Below are 15,410 nucleotides of genomic sequence, written 5' to 3' on the forward strand. Positions count from 1 at the left end.
TTATCACCGGAACTGCTTATCAAACGGATGACTGGAAAACTTCCGTCGCAATTTTTTACATTATTTTCATCTACCCGAGACATGCTGCCGCATCTCTTATGCGAAACCTTTTCATTTTTGCGGAAAACCCGCATGTAGGTTACGAGAAGGATATTCATATGACTGACACCGCCCAAATCTTTGTTTCTGAGGAACGGCCAATCAAACCAGCCATGTGGCGCGGTTTGCGTCGCAAGTGCCCTAATTGCGGCGAAGGACATATGTTCGACGGGTATTTGAAGGTCGCCGATAGCTGTCCTGTTTGTAACGAAAACCTGTCGCATCATCGTGCCGACGATGGCCCCGCGTATCTCACTATTCTAATTGTGGCGCACATTTTGGGCTTTGGCATTCACTTTGCTTGGTCATGGTTCCGTCCGGAACCTATGGTTATGGCGACAATCTTTACCGTCGGTAGCGTCGCGTTATCATTGTTTTTGTTGCCCCGTCTCAAAGGGATGATCGTTGCAATCCAATGGGCGAAACGGATGCACGGATTCGGAAATTCCAACTAAATGATCAACAAAGCCGCCCTTCGAGATGCTGCGACCGTGATCGTTTTACGAGATCGTTCGTCCGTCTTGATGGGCCAACGCGGCAAATCAGCGGCGTTCATGCCGGGGAAATTTGTATTCCCCGGGGGCGCGGTTGATCCACAAGACGCCGCCGTGACCATGCCGCCGATGAACCCACGTTGTGCCAACAGATTACGGTCCGAATCTCGCATACCCAACGCGGCCCTGACTGCGGCGGCCATTCGCGAACTGTGGGAAGAAACTGGGCAGATTTTGGGAACTCCCGGCCAGTGGGACCAGCCAGCACCCGGTTGGGAAGAGTTTGCAGCGTCTGGATTTTATCCCGACCCTTCTGCGCTTTCGTTCTTTTTCCGTGCGGTGACGCCTATCGGGAGACCGCGTAGATTTGATGCGCGGTTCTTTTTAGTCGATGCGAGTAACCTCGCCACTGATTTGGATGATTTTTCGAACGCTGAGGACGAATTATCCCACCTGCAATGGGTGCCGTTAAAAGACACGCGGCGCTTTGACCTGCCGTTTATTACCAAGGTCGTTTTGTCTGAGTTAATCGCGCATATCGCGCGCGATACGCCAATCAGCTCTGTTCCATTTTTTCGCAATAATGACGAAGCGCATTTGATTTCGCGTCTTGGTGGTACTGACGCGCTTTAGGCGACGAGAACCAGCATCACGATGCTCGCAGTGAGCATCGTTAGCCCCTGCCATTCGCGCACAGAGATTTTCTCACCAAATACCAGCATCCCAATCCCGATCGAAAATAGCAGTTCGATCTGGCCAACGGCGTTCACGTAGCCTGCTGATTGCAATGTAAAGGCCGAGAACCAACAGATCGTGCCAATCATACTCGTCAGGCCGACCAGACTGACACCGCGCCACGCACGCAACACCGCTGTAATTTGTCCGACTTCTCGCCATTTTAGCCAGACACACATCGTAGCAAATTGAAAAACCACAACAAAAGCCATAGCAACAATGGCGCGATAGAACGTGTCGCCCTCTTCTATCGACAAGGACGCGCCCCGATAGTTAACGCCGGACAGCCCGAAAAACAGACCAGAGGATAATCCCAATAGCACCGCTTTGTTCAGAATACGTTTGTGCCAAGGTCCGGTCGCTTGCGGTGGATCGGCCAACAGCAACACACCGCCTAACCCGACAAGCATCGCAATCAACGCCGGCATTGTGATCACGTCACCCAGTATGATGAAGCCGATAAACACGCTCAGTAAGACTTCTGTCTTTTTAAAGGTGATCCCGGCTGCAAAGTTTCGCATAGAAAACAACGCGACAACGCACATTGTGGCCAAGATTTGAGACATACCGCCAACTACAACGTAGCCCCAAAACACATTCGGTAACGACGGAAGGCCGTACCCCGACGACATGCCATATCTGATAGCAATCACGACCACAAAAGGTGCGGCAAAGAAAAATCGCGCAAACGTCGCCCCAGCCGTCGAAAGTCCGGATGCGGTGAGTTGCTTTTGAAACATAAACCGCAATGCTTGGGCAAACGCGGCGAGGCATGTGATTAAAACCCAAGGTGCGATCAAGGTGACACACCGGTCAATCGAAACAGCTTAACCATGATTTAACGCACCCCGACTGCAGCCCCTACCCCATCAGGACGCGGCAAAGCGGCATGTGCCTTTGCCAACTTTTGAAGCGGGATGGCGACACGCTCGTCTGGCACGCATGCTTTGCGCGTTTCCAGACTAACATGGATCAGCATATGTTCGCCCGTCGCGATTAACCGATCACCTTCCAGCATTCTATGGAACAGATGTAGCTTTTTGCCTTCGCCAGCAATGACTTGCGTCACGACCTTAATCTTTGCTCCTGCGAGAACTTCGTCGATGTGGCGGATGTGCGTCTCGGCGGTGAAATAGCTGACGCCCGATGCAATGTAATCGGCATCACAGCCGATGATCTTCATCAGGTGATCCGTTCCGTCGCCAAAAGCCTGCAAATAGCGGGCCTCGTTCATGTGACCGTTATAGTCGGTCCAATCCAGCGGAACTGCGCGGTGAACCGTCACAACCTCAGTCCCGAAATCAGCAATATCATCAAGGGCTTGCGGAAGTAAGTTCATCTGCTTGTCTTGTGACACCAGCAACTTGCCTGCGCCATAATCCTGCGCCTTTAATCCGCGCAAAATCGTGACAAGATTGTTGTCTCTGATCCGCTCAAGATCACGGATCGAATGATGTCCGGATTGCGCATCGGACTGATCAGCGATCAGGTCAATCAACTCTTCCGTCAACTCAGGAACATCCATCAGTTTGGTCCAAGGCCAAGACAAACAAGGTCCGAATTGCTCAATAAAGTGACGCATACCGGCCTCTCCGCCGGCAATTCTGTAGGTTTCGAACAACCCCATTTGCGCCCAGCGCAGACCAAAGCCGTAACGAATGGCGTCATCAATCTCTTCAGTCGTCGCAATGCCGTCTTTGATCATCCACAGCGCCTCGCGCCACACCGCTTCGAGAAACCGATCTGCGATATGCGCATCAATTTCGGCGCGTACATGCAACGGGTACATGCCGACGGAGGTCAGGATATTCTTGGCCTTTTCAATGACATCTGCGGTGTTTTCAGCAGAAGGCACGAGTTCGATTAGAGGCAGAAGGTACACGGGATTAAAGGGGTGCGTAACCACGATTTGCGCAGGACTCAGCGCACCTTGCTGTAGCTCTGACGGTTTAAATCCGCTCGTAGAGGACCCGATGATCGCACCTTTTTCGCAATGCTCTTGAAGCGTTTTGTAGACCTTGTGCTTCAATTCCAACCGCTCTGGAACACTTTCCTGAATCCAGTCAGCACCCGCGACGGTTTCCGCGATTGTCTCGTGATAGGTCAGCGTTCCCTCATCCGGCAAGGCCACGTCGGACAAGCCTGGCAAAGATCGCCTTGCGTTATCAAGGACTTCACTTACTTTACGTTCAGCCTCTGGATCAGGATCGAACACGCGCACGTCCCATCCCATCAATAGGAAACGAGCGACCCAACCGCCGCCGATAACACCACCACCGATAATTGCTGCGATTTGCGTCATTGCGCACCTCCTTGCGGCACATTGACGAGCCGCGTTAGATCATATCCATTAAAATCAAGGACTTCTCGTGCCGCCTTCAACCGATCCTGCGGGATCGTAGGGTCGCGATTCAAAATCCAACCAGATCGCCCATCGGGCGCCCCAACGACCGCTGTGCGATACGCATCATCAGTCCACAAAACCCAGTAGTCCGACGCACCGAATGGTAGCGTCGGAAACGTCACAGCAAGTCTGCCCGGCCCCACGACTTCGGCAAATCCGTTGATGGTCGACCTAACCGTGCCATCCAGATTTCGGCAGGTGTTCAGGACAGTGATTTGTCCTGCGTCACCTTGCCCATACTCTGCCATTACCCCTGCGCATCCGCGTTCAAATGGCACCGGAAACCGTGCGATTTCGTACCATGTGCCCAAATATTTTTCCGGCTCGAACAATGCCTTGGATGCAATCTGAACATCCGTATCGCGGTAAACGTCGAACAGTGAACCCACTGGTTCGTCCGGCAAAGGTGCCGCACAACCAGCTAAAAGTAACGCGAGAACAAACCGCTTCATCCGCGTGGGGCCTGCTTTACAAGTCCCAACTTTGCACGCACCTCGGCAGGTCCAATCACCTTTGCACCCAGGTTTTCGACGATCCCAGCGGCACGTTCGACGAGCTGCGCATTCGTCGCTAATACACCGCGATCCAGCATCAGGTTGTCTTCGAGCCCAACGCGCACATTGCCACCTGCCAACACCGATGCCGCCACGTATGGCATCTGCGAACGGCCCAAACCAAACGCGGAAAACGTCCAGCTGTCTGGCACGTTATTGACCATCGCCATAAACGTATTCAGATCGTCAGGGGCGCCCCACGGCACGCCCATGCAAAGCTGCACAAGTGCGCCAGGTTCAAGAACACCGTCTTTAACCAATTGTTTTGCATACCACAAATGCCCCGTGTCAAAGGCTTCGACCTCGGGTTTCACGCGCAATTCGGTCATCATGCGCCCCATCGCCGTCAGCATTCCGGGCGTGTTGGTCATGACGTAATCGGCTTCGGCGAAATTCATTGTGCCGCAATCAAGCGTGCAAATCTCTGGCAGACATTCCGCGACATGCGCCACACGTTCGGCAGCACCAACCATATCGGTCCCATCCACAGTCGGAAGCGGTGAATCCACACCGCCAAAGACCATGTCACCGCCCATGCCCGCCGTCAGGTTCAAAACTACATCAACATCGGCGTCGCGAATGCGATCGGTCAACTCGCGATACAACTCTAACTTGCGCGATGGTGCCCCGGTTTCAGGATCGCGGACATGGCAATGCACAACGGCAGCACCAGCCTTGGCGGCGTCAATCGCGCTTTCCGCAATCTGTTGCGGCGACCGTGGAACATGCGGACTGCGGTCCTGTGTCGATCCAGATCCGGTTACGGCACAGGTGATAAACACCTCTCGGTTCATCTCTAACGGCATGTTCTCACTCCTTTATCGCTTTTCCGAACCGTGTTCGATTCCCCACGGCGTGACAAGCGCGAAACCGACAGCGTTCAGCCAATCCAAAGATCTCGTGCCTGCCCGAGGCAGGCTCATTTGGATCAGAGCAGTTTAATAGGGCATGGGGTTGGCTTTGTTCGCGAGATTGATCTGTTCGCAGATCTTGTCGGACAGCGTCACATCTTTGCCTGCCAACAGATGTTCTAACTGCGCGGTGGTCGTCGCCCCAAAAATCGCTGAAACGGGGAATGGGCGGGTGCGCTGCCATGCCATCGCCATATGCACCGGATCAAGCCCGTGCTTCGCGGCCAGATCAAGGTAAACTTGCGCAACGGGCAATGTCCGCTCTGTCATGCGTCCGCCCATTTCGGGGTTCAGCGACATGCGGCTGGCATCCGGAACAGCGCCGCCTTGGTATTTGCCCGTCAGTAATCCACAGGCCAAAGGCGAGAACGACAGCAGTGTCACGTCTTCGTTCACCGCCATTTCGGCCATGTCCGTGTCGTAAAGCCTGCACATTAAAGAGTATTCATTCTGCACCGACGCCATGCGCGGCAATCCGTTTTCATCTGCCAAGCGCATCCACTGCGTCATGCCCCATGCGGATTCGTTCGACATGCCGATAGCGCGGACTTTTCCGGCTTTCACCATGTCATCTAATGCCGTGAGCACGTCCATCATGTGATCCATCGTCTGCGCACGGTTCTGCCCAGAGGGATCGAACGTCCAATTTTGCCGGAACATATATGATCCACGATCCGGCCAGTGCATCTGGTACAGGTCAATCACATCAGTCTGCAGCCGCTTGAGAGAGCCATCCACGGCCTCGCGAATAATATCACCGTCGTATCCGCGTCCATCGCGTATCCATCCGGGGTTATTTCCGGACACTTTGGTCGCCACGACAACGTCATCACGGCGACCACGGGATTTTAGCCAATTCCCCACAATTTCTTCAGACCGACCAACGGTTTCGGCGCTGATCGGGTTTACAGGATAGGCCTCAGCCGTATCAATAAAGTTAATTCCCGCATCAATCGCCATATCGAGCTGACGATGCGCGTCAGTTTGCGGTGTTTGATTGCCGTAGGTCATCGTACCAAGGCACCAATCGGTCACTTGAATGTCGGTCCGGCCGAGCGAAAGCATCTTCATTGTCACAATATTCCTGTCTGAAATGGGGCTGGTTTTAGAATTTATACAGCACCGACAGGCGCGTCGTCGTCACGTTCGTTTCAAAGTCACCACCAACAAAATCGCGCATGAATTCAAGGCGACCGTCAAGCATGCTCGTCACTGGCATCTGTGCGCCAAGACCGTAGGTTTCGCCATCATACACTGTGCTGCCACGCTTGTACTGAACGCCGCCGACGCTCGCGATCCCCGTAATTTGCCCGAAATCATAGGTCACGAGCCCACGCACACGGGATGTTTCGCGGTCGTCACCTTCGCTTAACTGCACACCGATATCGCCTTCAATACCAACGCCAATCGGGCCTACATCAAAAATCACACCAGCAATAAATGACCCGAAAGTCTCGCTATCGCCAGAGTGCGGATAACCATAATCAAGCCCACCCCCAATGTACAAATCCTGTGCAACAACAGGTGCGGCGAACGTCATGGCGAGGGCGGTCAATGTAGCGGTCAATTTCATCAGGTGTCTCCTGCAAAGTGGTTTAGCGCCTTATAATCCCGCCCGCTTGCAAATGGAAAGCGCCATGGAACGCACATGTGTATCTGGCATCTAACGGCAGGTCCGGCTAGAAGACCCTTAAGACCTTAAAGGACACGTATTATGGCCCGTCATCTGATCACTTCTGCAATTCCCTACATCAACGGGATCAAGCATCTCGGGAACCTAGTTGGCAGCCAACTGCCCGCCGACCTGTTTGCCCGCTACCTGCGCAGCCGTGGCCACGAGGTGCTGTTTCTGTGCGCAACGGATGAGCACGGCACACCAGCCGAACTTGCTGCGGCAAAAGCAGGCAAGCCTGTTGCCGAATATTGCACAGAAATGCACGACGTTCAGGCCAATATCGCTGACGGGTTCCGCCTGTCGTTTGATCACTTTGGACGCTCGTCTTCGCCGCAGAACCATGCCCTGACCCAAGCCTTTGCTGGACGTCTCGCCGAAATGGGACTGATCCGCGAAGTCATTGAAGAACAGGTGTTTTCCGTCGCTGACGGACGCTTCTTACCCGACCGCTATATCGAGGGCACCTGCCCGAACTGCGGCTTTGATTCTGCACGCGGGGACCAATGTGACAACTGCACAAAGCAGCTTGATCCGACTGATTTAATCAACGCACACTCTACGATTTCAGGCTCTACCGATCTCGAAGTCCGCACGACTAAGCACTTGTATTTGCGTCAATCCGAACTCAAAGGCGCGCTTGCTGATTGGATCGAAAGCAAAAACGACTGGCCAATCCTGACAACATCGATTGCGAAAAAATGGCTGAACGACGGCGACGGGTTGCAAGACCGCGGCATCACCCGCGATCTTGATTGGGGTATCCCGGTCAAAAATGGCACCGAAGACTGGCCCGGCATGGAAGGCAAAGTGTTTTACGTCTGGTTCGACGCCCCGATTGAATACATCGCGAGCGCCCAAGAATGGGTCGACGAAGGCAAAGGCACCGATTGGGAAAGCTGGTGGCGCACCGACAAAGGCGCCGACGACGTGACCTACACCCAATTCATGGGCAAGGATAATGTCCCCTTCCACACATTGTCGTTCCCAGCCACAATCATGGGAACCCAAGAGCCCTGGAAGTTGGTCGACTACATTAAATCGTTCAACTACTTGAACTACGACGGCGGCCAATTTTCGACGTCCCGAGGGCGCGGCGTTTTCATGGATCAAGCGCTTGAATTGCTGCCTTCCGACTACTGGCGCTGGTGGCTTTTGTCCCACGCACCGGAAACCTCAGACGCCGAATTCACGTGGGAACAATTCCAGACCGACACGAACAAAGACCTCGCCGACGTGCTTGGCAACTTTGTCAGCCGGATCACCAAATTCTGCCGGTCGAAGTTCTCTGAAGCCGTCCCGGAAGGCGTGCCATTTGGTGCATCCGAAGAGCAACTTATCGCTGATCTTACGACGCGCGTCGCAGCGTTTGAAGGCTACATGGACGCGATCGAGGTCCGCAAAGCCGCGGCAGAACTGCGCAGCATTTGGGTGTTGGGCAACGAATATTTGCAAGCAAACGCACCATGGACAACGTTCAAAACCGATCCCGATACTGCGGCAATGCAAGTCCGCGCAGGTCTAAATCTGATCCGCATCTATGCGATCCTGTCGGCACCGTTCATCCCAGACGCCAGCGCCACAATGCTCGCCGCGATGAAGACCGAAGACACAGCATGGCCGACCGACATGAAAACCGCGCTGAACGCGCTGCCCTCGGGCCATGCTTTCGAAGTCCCAGAAAACCTGTTCCGCAAAATCACCGACGACGAACGCGCAGAATGGGCTGAACGCTTTGCGGGAACGCGCGATTAACCGCTATTGCGTGGGAAAGCCTGATTGGCACCCTGCCCGAACATGATAGACTTCCCCAACTTTACAGAGTTGGGGAACGATACTTATGTTAAAGACACTCACCACAGCCATCGGCGTATCGCTGCTGGCGACAACGACGGTAGCTGCAACATGTGGCAATGACGCGAGCGGCTTTGCGGCTTGGAAACAAGCCTTTGCTGCCGAAGCTGCTGCAAACGGGGTTGGTCAGAACGGCCTACAAGCCCTTGCAAATGCATCATATTCCACGTCCACAATCTCAGCCGACCGCAACCAACGCGGCGTGCGCTATGAACTCGACGAGTTTATCCGCATCCGCCTTGGATCGCTGGACAGCTTCGCGGGACAGGCTCGCAATGTCAAAAACCAGAACCCTTCGTTTTACGCGTCGCTAGAGCAGGTTTACGGCGTCCCTGCCGGCATCCTGCTTGCGATTCACGGCATGGAAACCGGATTCGGCCGGAACCTGGGCAGCACGCCCGTGATCGATTCTATCACAACAGTAGCCTATGATTGCAGACGCGCTGCGTTCTTCACACCACACGCAATTGCGGCGCTTAAACTTGTTGATCAGGGCGGCCTCGCTGCAGGTCAACGCGGCGCAGCACACGGCGAAATGGGTCACACCCAGTTTTTACCCGGCAATGCGTTAACATATGGTGTCGATGCCGACAGAAACGGACGCGTCGATCTATATTCTGTATCTGATTCACTGGCGTCGACTGCGAATTTTCTTCGCCAAAAGGGCTGGCAGCCGGGCCAACCCTATCAAGAAGGCACGCAGAATTTCCGCGTGTTGAATGAATGGAACGCAGCTACGGTTTATCAAAAAGCCATCGCATTATCCGCCGTTCGGATTGACGGATAACTTTCAAATTTCCAATCTGGAGCGGCGCAAAACGATTAAACTGTCGCTCTGGATTTCACATTTCGAACAACGTCGCAAATTTAGACGTTACATTATCCACACATTCAAAATTTTGGAAAACGTGGTACCCGCGGCCGGACTCGAACCGGCACGGCCTTGCGGCCAAGAGATTTTAAGTCTCTGATGTCTACCATTCCACCACGCGGGCACGTGTTGAGGTAGTATTTGTCTATGCGGTCATCAGCGCAGGGGCAAGGGTCACAATTTAGATTTTCGCACCATGTAGAATTGGACGGGAACACAACTGGCGAGCATCACGCGCTTGACCTCGCCCACAGCTTCGCAGAACGTCTGAATATGTTTCCAATTCGCGATCACAACCCGTCTCAATCCACGCCGTACGTGACCAATATGTTGATAGCGATCAACATCGCCGTCTATATCTATGGCTTAATTGCCTTAGGGAATGAAACCGCAATCAGTCGCTACTATTATGACTACGCGATGATCCCAGCCCGCCTTTCGGCAGGCGAAAACTACCCGTCTCTGGTCACGTCGCTGTTTATCCACGCAGGTTTCATGCATCTGGCGGCTAACATGCTGTTCTTATGGATTTTCGGCGACAACATGGAGGAAGAAATGGGCGCGATCCCGTTTTTAGCCTTCTACCTTATTTCCGGTGTTGGAGCTGACCTTGCGCAGTTCTGGTCTGGACCAAATTCCCAAGTCGCAACGGTTGGCGCATCAGGTGCAATCGCAGGCGTCATGGGGGGATATTTACTGATGTTCCCCAAAGCCAAAGTCGACATCCTAGTAATTTTCATCATATTTTTCAAAGTATTCCCAGTACCATCATGGATCACGCTGGGGCTTTGGTTTGTAATCCAACTATTCGGTGGCGTCGGCGCTGATCCGAACGGCGGTGGCGTTGCGTATTGGGCGCACGCGGGCGGTTTTATCATTGGCTTAATCATCACGTTACCGCTGTGGATCAAGCGTGGGGCGGCGGATTATTGGACCGTCACAGACGGCCATCCCCCGCACCCAGATGCTAAGTATAAGTTCCAGAAATCATCAATACCGGCGGTCAAAAGGCGCTGATTATTTATTGCGAATTACCTTGGCGAACGTCGCAAAAATAGCTTCGTTTGCACAGATCAACGCGCCGTCGACCAACGGATCGCCCTCTGGGTTCATCGGCTCAAGCAGTCCACCCGCTTCTTTCACGATGATGATGCCCGCAGCGATGTCCCACACCTTGAGGCGGCGTTCCCAGAAGCCATCGTAGCGACCAGCGGCAACATAGGCGAGGTCGAGCGATGCAGCCCCAAAACGGCGCACGCCGGACGTGGCGGGCAAAACACGTGCCAAATCTTGCAACGTTTCCGGCAAATCACTGCGGCCAGCCCACGGAAGACCCGTCGCAAATACGCAATCGGTCATCCGGTGACGACCAGACACACGCATCCGGCTTTCGTTCACAAAGGCACCTTGGCCTTTTTCGGCATAAAACATCTCATCTTTCACCGGATCGTAGATCACGCCCGCGACGATAGTGCCCTTATGTTCCAAGGCGATTGAAACAGCCCAATGCGGCAGTCCATGCAAGAAGTTCGTGGTGCCATCCAGCGGGTCCACAATCCAACGACGCGTCGGATCTTCGCCTTCGATGTTGGACCCTTCTTCGCCCAGAAACCCGTAAGTTGGACGAGCTTCCATCAAATCTTCGCGAATCGTTTCTTCGGCTTGACGATCAGCGCGGGTCACAAAGTCGCCGGGGCCTTTCGTGCTCACCTGAAGTTGTTCAACTTCTGTGAAGTCTTTCAACAAAGTACGCCCCACTTTGCGAGCGGTTTTCATCATCACGTTGAGATTCGCACTGCCTGACATAGGGGCCTCCGATTGCAGGATAAGACGGCGCTATAGGCCGCAACGGATTGCGGAACAAGGGCTACGATTGATTTTGTTGGTCGAGCCTTAACTCATTATTGAGAGCTTTGTGGTGTGTTGACGGAAAATCTGTCGGAATGCTCATGTCATTATCACTTGTCGACCACTTCAAATACCAAACGCGAGTCGCAGTTCATGTAACCAATCGGGATGCGCTAAAACGGCTCATCGCAGCGTTGATGATCATGCTCATTTGTTGGCAGTTCGGGTATCGCAACGTCGCTATTTTCTGGTCGGCAATCATCGTTACATCCGAAGTCATAGCGCGGATGATTAACCGACGGATTTCCCTAACCGGTCCGCAACTCTCGTTTGGGGCATGTTTTGCACTTTGGACCGTCAACTGGCTGGGGATTTGGCCCATGCTCGCCCCCGCGATCATTCTTGCTGCTCATGGCTCGGATGCGCTGCTCGTCGTGGGATTACTTTGGCTCTTTGGTGTTCACGTCCACATCTCGAATTCTTACGCCGCACTCCCTTTCTTTTACTGGAGCTTGATCGCCTCCCTCTTCGCCATGACAACGCTCATGTTCTGGCAAGGATTTATGGCGCCAACGCTTCAATCAACATTGCTCGAATGGTGCGCGGCCGTCGCCATGCTCGTGGCCTACGCAGTCAACGCTTTGCAAACGATGTCGGCGCAAAAAGACACATTAACAAAACTGGCAGAGGCTCGAAAAGACGCCGACAAGCGCCTGACCGAACTCGAATTTCTAACCCGTCACGACCATCTGACAGGTCTCATGAATCGCCGTGCATTCGAGGAAGCAGCAACATTGCTCTTACCACGACGCAGCAACCGTGATCGCAGTCAACTTGGATACTTTTTGATTGATTTGGACGGGTTTAAACCGATTAACGACAGTTACAGCCACAAAGCGGGCGATGCCGTTCTCGTCGCCGTGGCCGAACGCCTGTCGAAATTTGTGGGCAGTAGTGGTGTGGTTGCACGATTAGGGGGCGATGAATTTGCGACGGCAATCTCTGGCGTTCAAAACTCTGCTCAAGCACTGCGGTTGGCGACAGAGATCGCGAATGTCATCAAACAACCGATTATCGTCGATCATAAGCAACTTGAAGTTGGTGCAAGCGTTGGTGTCGCGCTCACTAGCTCTTCTCAGGATACACTCGCAGGCATTGCGTCGGGCGCGGATCAGGCCATGTACAAAGCCAAAAATGATCCTGGCCAAAGTGCGTTTGTCTATGATCGCAACAACTTCCCGATCCGCGCCTCGCTGGACGACCGTGTCACAATTCTTCGGGCGATGCAGAAACAGAACATCGCGCCCTATTACCAACCGAAAATCAATCTCGAAACAGGGTTTATTGAGGGATTCGAGGCACTTTCACGCTGGCGACATCCTACACGTGGCTTACTACTCCCCGGAAAATTTCTGCCATACATTGATGAACTGGGGCTCCAATCGGAATTCTTGATGAGAACGACAGGTCTTGTCCTCCAGCAAATTGAAGACTGGCAAAAAGAAGGGTTCGATCCCGGTGAGGTGTCCGTCAACTTACCAGAGGTCACTCTGGCGACCTTATCGGGTCGCGCATCCGTGATGGAATTGATTGAAAAATTCCCGCAGGCTCGATCGAAGCTTACATTTGAAGTTACAGAAGACGTCTTCATTGCGCGCTCTGGCAATCTGATCCAAGAATCTATCGCTGCATTTCGCAAAGCGGGCATTCGCATTTCTCTCGATGATTTTGGCACCGGCTTTGCGTCTTTCAAGCATCTACGAGAGTTGGAATTTGATGAACTCAAACTCGACACGGGGTTTGTGCGTGGCCTCGGTCATGACAAAGCCGCAGAAGTTTTGGTCGAAGGATTTTTGGGAATAGGCAAGGGATTGGGTGTCAAAGTGATTGCAGAGGGCGTCGAAACCGAAACCCAACGTACCCTTCTTCGTAAAATGGGCTGCACAATTTGTCAGGGTTTTTATTACAGCCCCGCGATGCCGCACAATGAAGCACGTGATGCACTTTGGCGGCAACATCATCTCGGCGTTCCATTCACAAAAACCCGCGCGACCGAAACAACAGAAGCCGAAGATGCCGCTTAAGTGCGTTGCAATTTAACAGCTTCTTGACGGGCAAGGCGAATAAGATGCGCCATAAACGGAAGGTTGGTCTCATCATCTCTCGTCGCAGCGTACAATCGGCGGGTTATCCCGTTTTTGGTTAACGGCAGCGTGACGTAGTCCGAATTGTAACGGACTTGCCGCACGACCCAATCGGGTAAAACGGCGACCCCGCGATTGGATGCCACCAAAAGCAGGATCATCGCAGTCAGTTCAACCTGCCGGATAGACTTTGGCTCAATATGACTTGGTATCAAAAGTTGACTAAAGACGTCCAACCTTTCGCGGTCAACTGGGTAAGTAATCAGAGTTTCCCCGATGAAATCTTCCGCATCGATATATTTTTTTTGCGCTAACGGATGGTTCGCCGAAGCGACAAAAACTGGCTCATAGTCAAACAAAGGCGTGAAATCAGTCCCCGGTAAATCTTCTGGATCGGACGAGACAACTAGATCGACTTCTTCTTTGCGCAATGCAGGCAAGGCGTCGAACGCGAGACCCGGTCTGATATCCACGTCCACATCTGGCCATGCCTTGCGGAACCCTTCGAGGACAGGAAAAAGCCATTCGAAACAGGCGTGACACTCGATTGCGATGTGAAGGCGCCCCGACTTTCCTGCGATTAATCCTTCAAATTCCAACTCAAGTGCTGCGACTTGCGGCAGAATATTTTCAGCCGCCACCAATAGTCGCATCCCCGCCGCAGATAACTTTAACGGTTTGGACCGACGGACAAACAATTCGACGCCGGCTTGATCTTCGATGCCTTTGATCTGATGTGACAACGCCGATTGCGTTATGTTCAACTGATCTGCCGCGCGCGCAAGCCCTCCGGAATCGTGAATCGCCTTGATCGTCCGCAGGTGCCGAAACTCAATGTGCATTGTGAGTACAACTCATCATCTTGGTGAAAGTTATGAAATTGTCTCATGTCCCGTGAAATGAGACAAGCGGATAACCCTGATAGGAAACGTCAAATGTCTTTGCCCAATGTATCGTTCGAGTTTTTCCCGCCTAAATCGCTTGCTGGTTCATTCCGCCTTTGGGATTGCGTGAACACGCTCGCGCCGCTTGATCCAACATTTGTTTCGGTAACCTATGGCGCAGGCGGGACGACGCGGCAGTTGACCCATGATGCTGTGACAACGATCCACCGCACAAGTGGGCTAAACGTAGCGGCGCATCTGACCTGTGTGAATGCGACCAAAGCTGAAACTCTTGAGATCGCTCAATCTTATGCGGACAACGGCGTCACTGAAATCGTCGCATTGCGCGGCGATGCACCCCAAGGTGAGACAACGTTCTCAGCACATCCCGACGGCTTTGCCTCTTCTGTTGATCTGATCGCAGGTCTTGCAGAAACGGGACAGTTCAACATTCGCGTCGGTGCATACCCAGAAAAACACCCCGAAGCACGTGATCAAGCCGCTGATATCGCATTCCTAAAACGCAAAATAGACGCCGGTGCATCATCTGCCATCACACAGTTTTTCTTTGAAGCCGACACATTTTTCCGCTTCCGCGACGCTTGCGTCAAAGCCGGTATCGACGCGCCGATCATTCCAGGCATTTTACCGATCGAAAACTGGACTGGCGCAGAAAAATTCGCAAACCGCTGTGGCACATCGATCCCGCAGGTGGTGCGCGACGCATTCACGAATGCTACCCGCGACGGCACAACGGACCTTCTCGCAACCGCCTTGGCGACGGAACTTTGCGACGAATTGTTGACTGGCGGCGTCAACGACCTGCATTTTTACACATTGAACCGCCCTGAATTGACCCGCGATGTTTGCCATGCGCTTGGCATTACGCCAAAGACGCAATTGCAAAACGTCGCCTGACCGGACAAAATGCGGGAAACAA

Annotated in this window: 15 protein-coding genes and 1 tRNA gene; 7 read left to right on the forward strand and 9 right to left on the reverse strand. The window is 53.2% G+C overall.

The genetic code is table 11. The features are described 5' to 3' along the window. Positions 1 to 158: 158 nt before the first annotated feature. Positions 159 to 554, forward strand: coding sequence for a DUF983 domain-containing protein (locus tag FHS72_RS13415; protein ID WP_183529989.1), 396 nt, complete (start codon positions 159 to 161; stop codon positions 552 to 554). Then, positions 555 to 1,226, forward strand: coding sequence for an NUDIX hydrolase (locus FHS72_RS13420; protein WP_183529991.1), 672 nt, complete (start codon positions 555 to 557; stop codon positions 1,224 to 1,226). Here FHS72_RS13420 and FHS72_RS13425 read toward each other — a convergent pair. From FHS72_RS13425 to FHS72_RS13450, 6 genes are all read right to left on the reverse strand, one after another. After that, the gene (locus FHS72_RS13425; protein ID WP_246414690.1) at positions 1,223 to 2,128 is read right to left on the reverse strand and encodes an EamA family transporter; all 906 of its coding nucleotides are present in this window, start codon (positions 2,126 to 2,128) and stop codon (positions 1,223 to 1,225) included. The genes FHS72_RS13420 and FHS72_RS13425 overlap by 4 nt on opposite strands. Positions 2,129 to 2,166: 38 nt before the next feature. Beyond that, on the reverse strand, positions 2,167 to 3,630 hold the full coding sequence (locus tag FHS72_RS13430) for a carnitine 3-dehydrogenase (RefSeq protein ID WP_183529993.1): 1,464 nt from the start codon (positions 3,628 to 3,630) through the stop codon (positions 2,167 to 2,169). After that, a complete protein-coding gene (locus FHS72_RS13435) occupies positions 3,627 to 4,184 on the reverse strand; it encodes a lipocalin family protein (protein ID WP_183529995.1) in 558 nt (185 codons plus the stop codon). Before FHS72_RS13435 ends, FHS72_RS13430 begins: the two co-directional genes overlap by 4 nt. After that, positions 4,181 to 5,092, reverse strand: coding sequence for a 3-dehydrocarnitine:acetyl-CoA trimethylamine transferase BcoG (gene bcoG, locus FHS72_RS13440; RefSeq protein WP_183529997.1), 912 nt, complete (start codon positions 5,090 to 5,092; stop codon positions 4,181 to 4,183). Before bcoG ends, FHS72_RS13435 begins: the two co-directional genes overlap by 4 nt. A 132-nt stretch (positions 5,093 to 5,224) precedes the next feature. Next, the gene (locus FHS72_RS13445; protein ID WP_183529999.1) at positions 5,225 to 6,268 is read right to left on the reverse strand and encodes an aldo/keto reductase; all 1,044 of its coding nucleotides are present in this window, start codon (positions 6,266 to 6,268) and stop codon (positions 5,225 to 5,227) included. Positions 6,269 to 6,302: 34 nt separating this feature from the next. Then, entirely contained in the window at positions 6,303 to 6,770 is a 468-nt protein-coding gene (locus FHS72_RS13450; RefSeq protein WP_183530001.1) for a hypothetical protein, read from the reverse strand. Between the two features lie 141 nt (positions 6,771 to 6,911). Here FHS72_RS13450 and metG point away from each other — a divergent pair, with 141 nt between their 5' ends. Together metG and FHS72_RS13460 are read left to right on the forward strand one after the other, a co-directional pair. Next, positions 6,912 to 8,624: a methionine--tRNA ligase gene (gene metG / locus FHS72_RS13455; RefSeq protein ID WP_183530003.1), complete on the forward strand. Its 1,713-nt coding sequence runs from the start codon at positions 6,912 to 6,914 to the stop codon at positions 8,622 to 8,624. Positions 8,625 to 8,709: 85 nt separating this feature from the next. Further along, positions 8,710 to 9,510 carry a lytic murein transglycosylase gene (locus FHS72_RS13460; RefSeq protein ID WP_183530005.1) on the forward strand — a complete coding sequence of 267 codons (801 nt, stop codon included), beginning with the start codon at positions 8,710 to 8,712 and terminating at the stop codon, positions 9,508 to 9,510. A 122-nt stretch (positions 9,511 to 9,632) separates the two neighbouring features. Here FHS72_RS13460 and FHS72_RS13465 read toward each other — a convergent pair. After that, a tRNA-Leu gene (locus tag FHS72_RS13465) sits at positions 9,633 to 9,718 on the reverse strand. A 149-nt stretch (positions 9,719 to 9,867) separates the two neighbouring features. Here FHS72_RS13465 and FHS72_RS13470 point away from each other — a divergent pair. Continuing rightward, complete coding sequence (locus tag FHS72_RS13470) at positions 9,868 to 10,611, forward strand: rhomboid family intramembrane serine protease (protein ID WP_183530007.1); 744 nt, start codon at positions 9,868 to 9,870, stop codon at positions 10,609 to 10,611. Here FHS72_RS13470 and FHS72_RS13475 read toward each other — a convergent pair whose 3' ends face one another. Further along, positions 10,612 to 11,400, reverse strand: coding sequence for an inositol monophosphatase family protein (locus tag FHS72_RS13475; protein ID WP_183530009.1), 789 nt, complete (start codon positions 11,398 to 11,400; stop codon positions 10,612 to 10,614). It abuts the gene before it with no gap. Positions 11,401 to 11,543: 143 nt separating this feature from the next. Between FHS72_RS13475 and FHS72_RS13480 the strand changes: the two genes are divergently transcribed. Next, entirely contained in the window at positions 11,544 to 13,526 is a 1,983-nt protein-coding gene (locus FHS72_RS13480) for a putative bifunctional diguanylate cyclase/phosphodiesterase (RefSeq protein WP_183530011.1), read from the forward strand. On the opposite strand, the gene FHS72_RS13485 is transcribed toward FHS72_RS13480, so the two are convergent. Further along, a complete protein-coding gene (locus FHS72_RS13485) occupies positions 13,523 to 14,428 on the reverse strand; it encodes a LysR family transcriptional regulator (protein ID WP_183530013.1) in 906 nt (301 codons plus the stop codon). The two genes, FHS72_RS13480 and FHS72_RS13485, sit on opposite strands and share 4 nt — an antisense overlap. Positions 14,429 to 14,521: 93 nt before the next feature. Between FHS72_RS13485 and metF the strand changes: the two genes are divergently transcribed. Beyond that, positions 14,522 to 15,388 (forward strand): methylenetetrahydrofolate reductase [NAD(P)H], encoded by an 867-nt coding sequence (gene metF / locus FHS72_RS13490; protein ID WP_183530015.1) that lies wholly within the window; start codon positions 14,522 to 14,524, stop codon positions 15,386 to 15,388. Positions 15,389 to 15,410 lie beyond the last annotated feature (22 nt).

The sequence above is a fragment of the Yoonia ponticola genome (assembly GCF_014199395.1).
GTDB classification, from domain to species: Bacteria; Pseudomonadota; Alphaproteobacteria; order Rhodobacterales; family Rhodobacteraceae; genus Yoonia; species Yoonia ponticola.

Excerpts from the sequence above, each read along its gene's own strand:
- FHS72_RS13415 (WP_183529989.1), top strand. The coding sequence starts at position 159 with ATGACTGACACCGCCCAAATCTTTGTTTCTGAGGAACGGCCAATCAAA.
- FHS72_RS13420 (WP_183529991.1), top strand. The coding sequence starts at position 555 with ATGATCAACAAAGCCGCCCTTCGAGATGCTGCGACCGTGATCGTTTTA.
- FHS72_RS13430 (WP_183529993.1), bottom strand. The coding sequence starts at position 3,630 with ATGACGCAAATCGCAGCAATTATCGGTGGTGGTGTTATCGGCGGCGGT.
- FHS72_RS13435 (WP_183529995.1), bottom strand. The coding sequence starts at position 4,184 with ATGAAGCGGTTTGTTCTCGCGTTACTTTTAGCTGGTTGTGCGGCACCT.
- bcoG (WP_183529997.1), bottom strand. The coding sequence starts at position 5,092 with ATGCCGTTAGAGATGAACCGAGAGGTGTTTATCACCTGTGCCGTAACC.
- FHS72_RS13445 (WP_183529999.1), bottom strand. The coding sequence starts at position 6,268 with ATGAAGATGCTTTCGCTCGGCCGGACCGACATTCAAGTGACCGATTGG.
- FHS72_RS13450 (WP_183530001.1), bottom strand. The coding sequence starts at position 6,770 with ATGAAATTGACCGCTACATTGACCGCCCTCGCCATGACGTTCGCCGCA.
- metG (WP_183530003.1), top strand. The coding sequence starts at position 6,912 with ATGGCCCGTCATCTGATCACTTCTGCAATTCCCTACATCAACGGGATC.
- FHS72_RS13460 (WP_183530005.1), top strand. The coding sequence starts at position 8,710 with ATGTTAAAGACACTCACCACAGCCATCGGCGTATCGCTGCTGGCGACA.
- FHS72_RS13470 (WP_183530007.1), top strand. The coding sequence starts at position 9,868 with ATGTTTCCAATTCGCGATCACAACCCGTCTCAATCCACGCCGTACGTG.
- FHS72_RS13475 (WP_183530009.1), bottom strand. The coding sequence starts at position 11,400 with ATGTCAGGCAGTGCGAATCTCAACGTGATGATGAAAACCGCTCGCAAA.
- FHS72_RS13480 (WP_183530011.1), top strand. The coding sequence starts at position 11,544 with ATGTCATTATCACTTGTCGACCACTTCAAATACCAAACGCGAGTCGCA.
- FHS72_RS13485 (WP_183530013.1), bottom strand. The coding sequence starts at position 14,428 with ATGCACATTGAGTTTCGGCACCTGCGGACGATCAAGGCGATTCACGAT.
- metF (WP_183530015.1), top strand. The coding sequence starts at position 14,522 with ATGTCTTTGCCCAATGTATCGTTCGAGTTTTTCCCGCCTAAATCGCTT.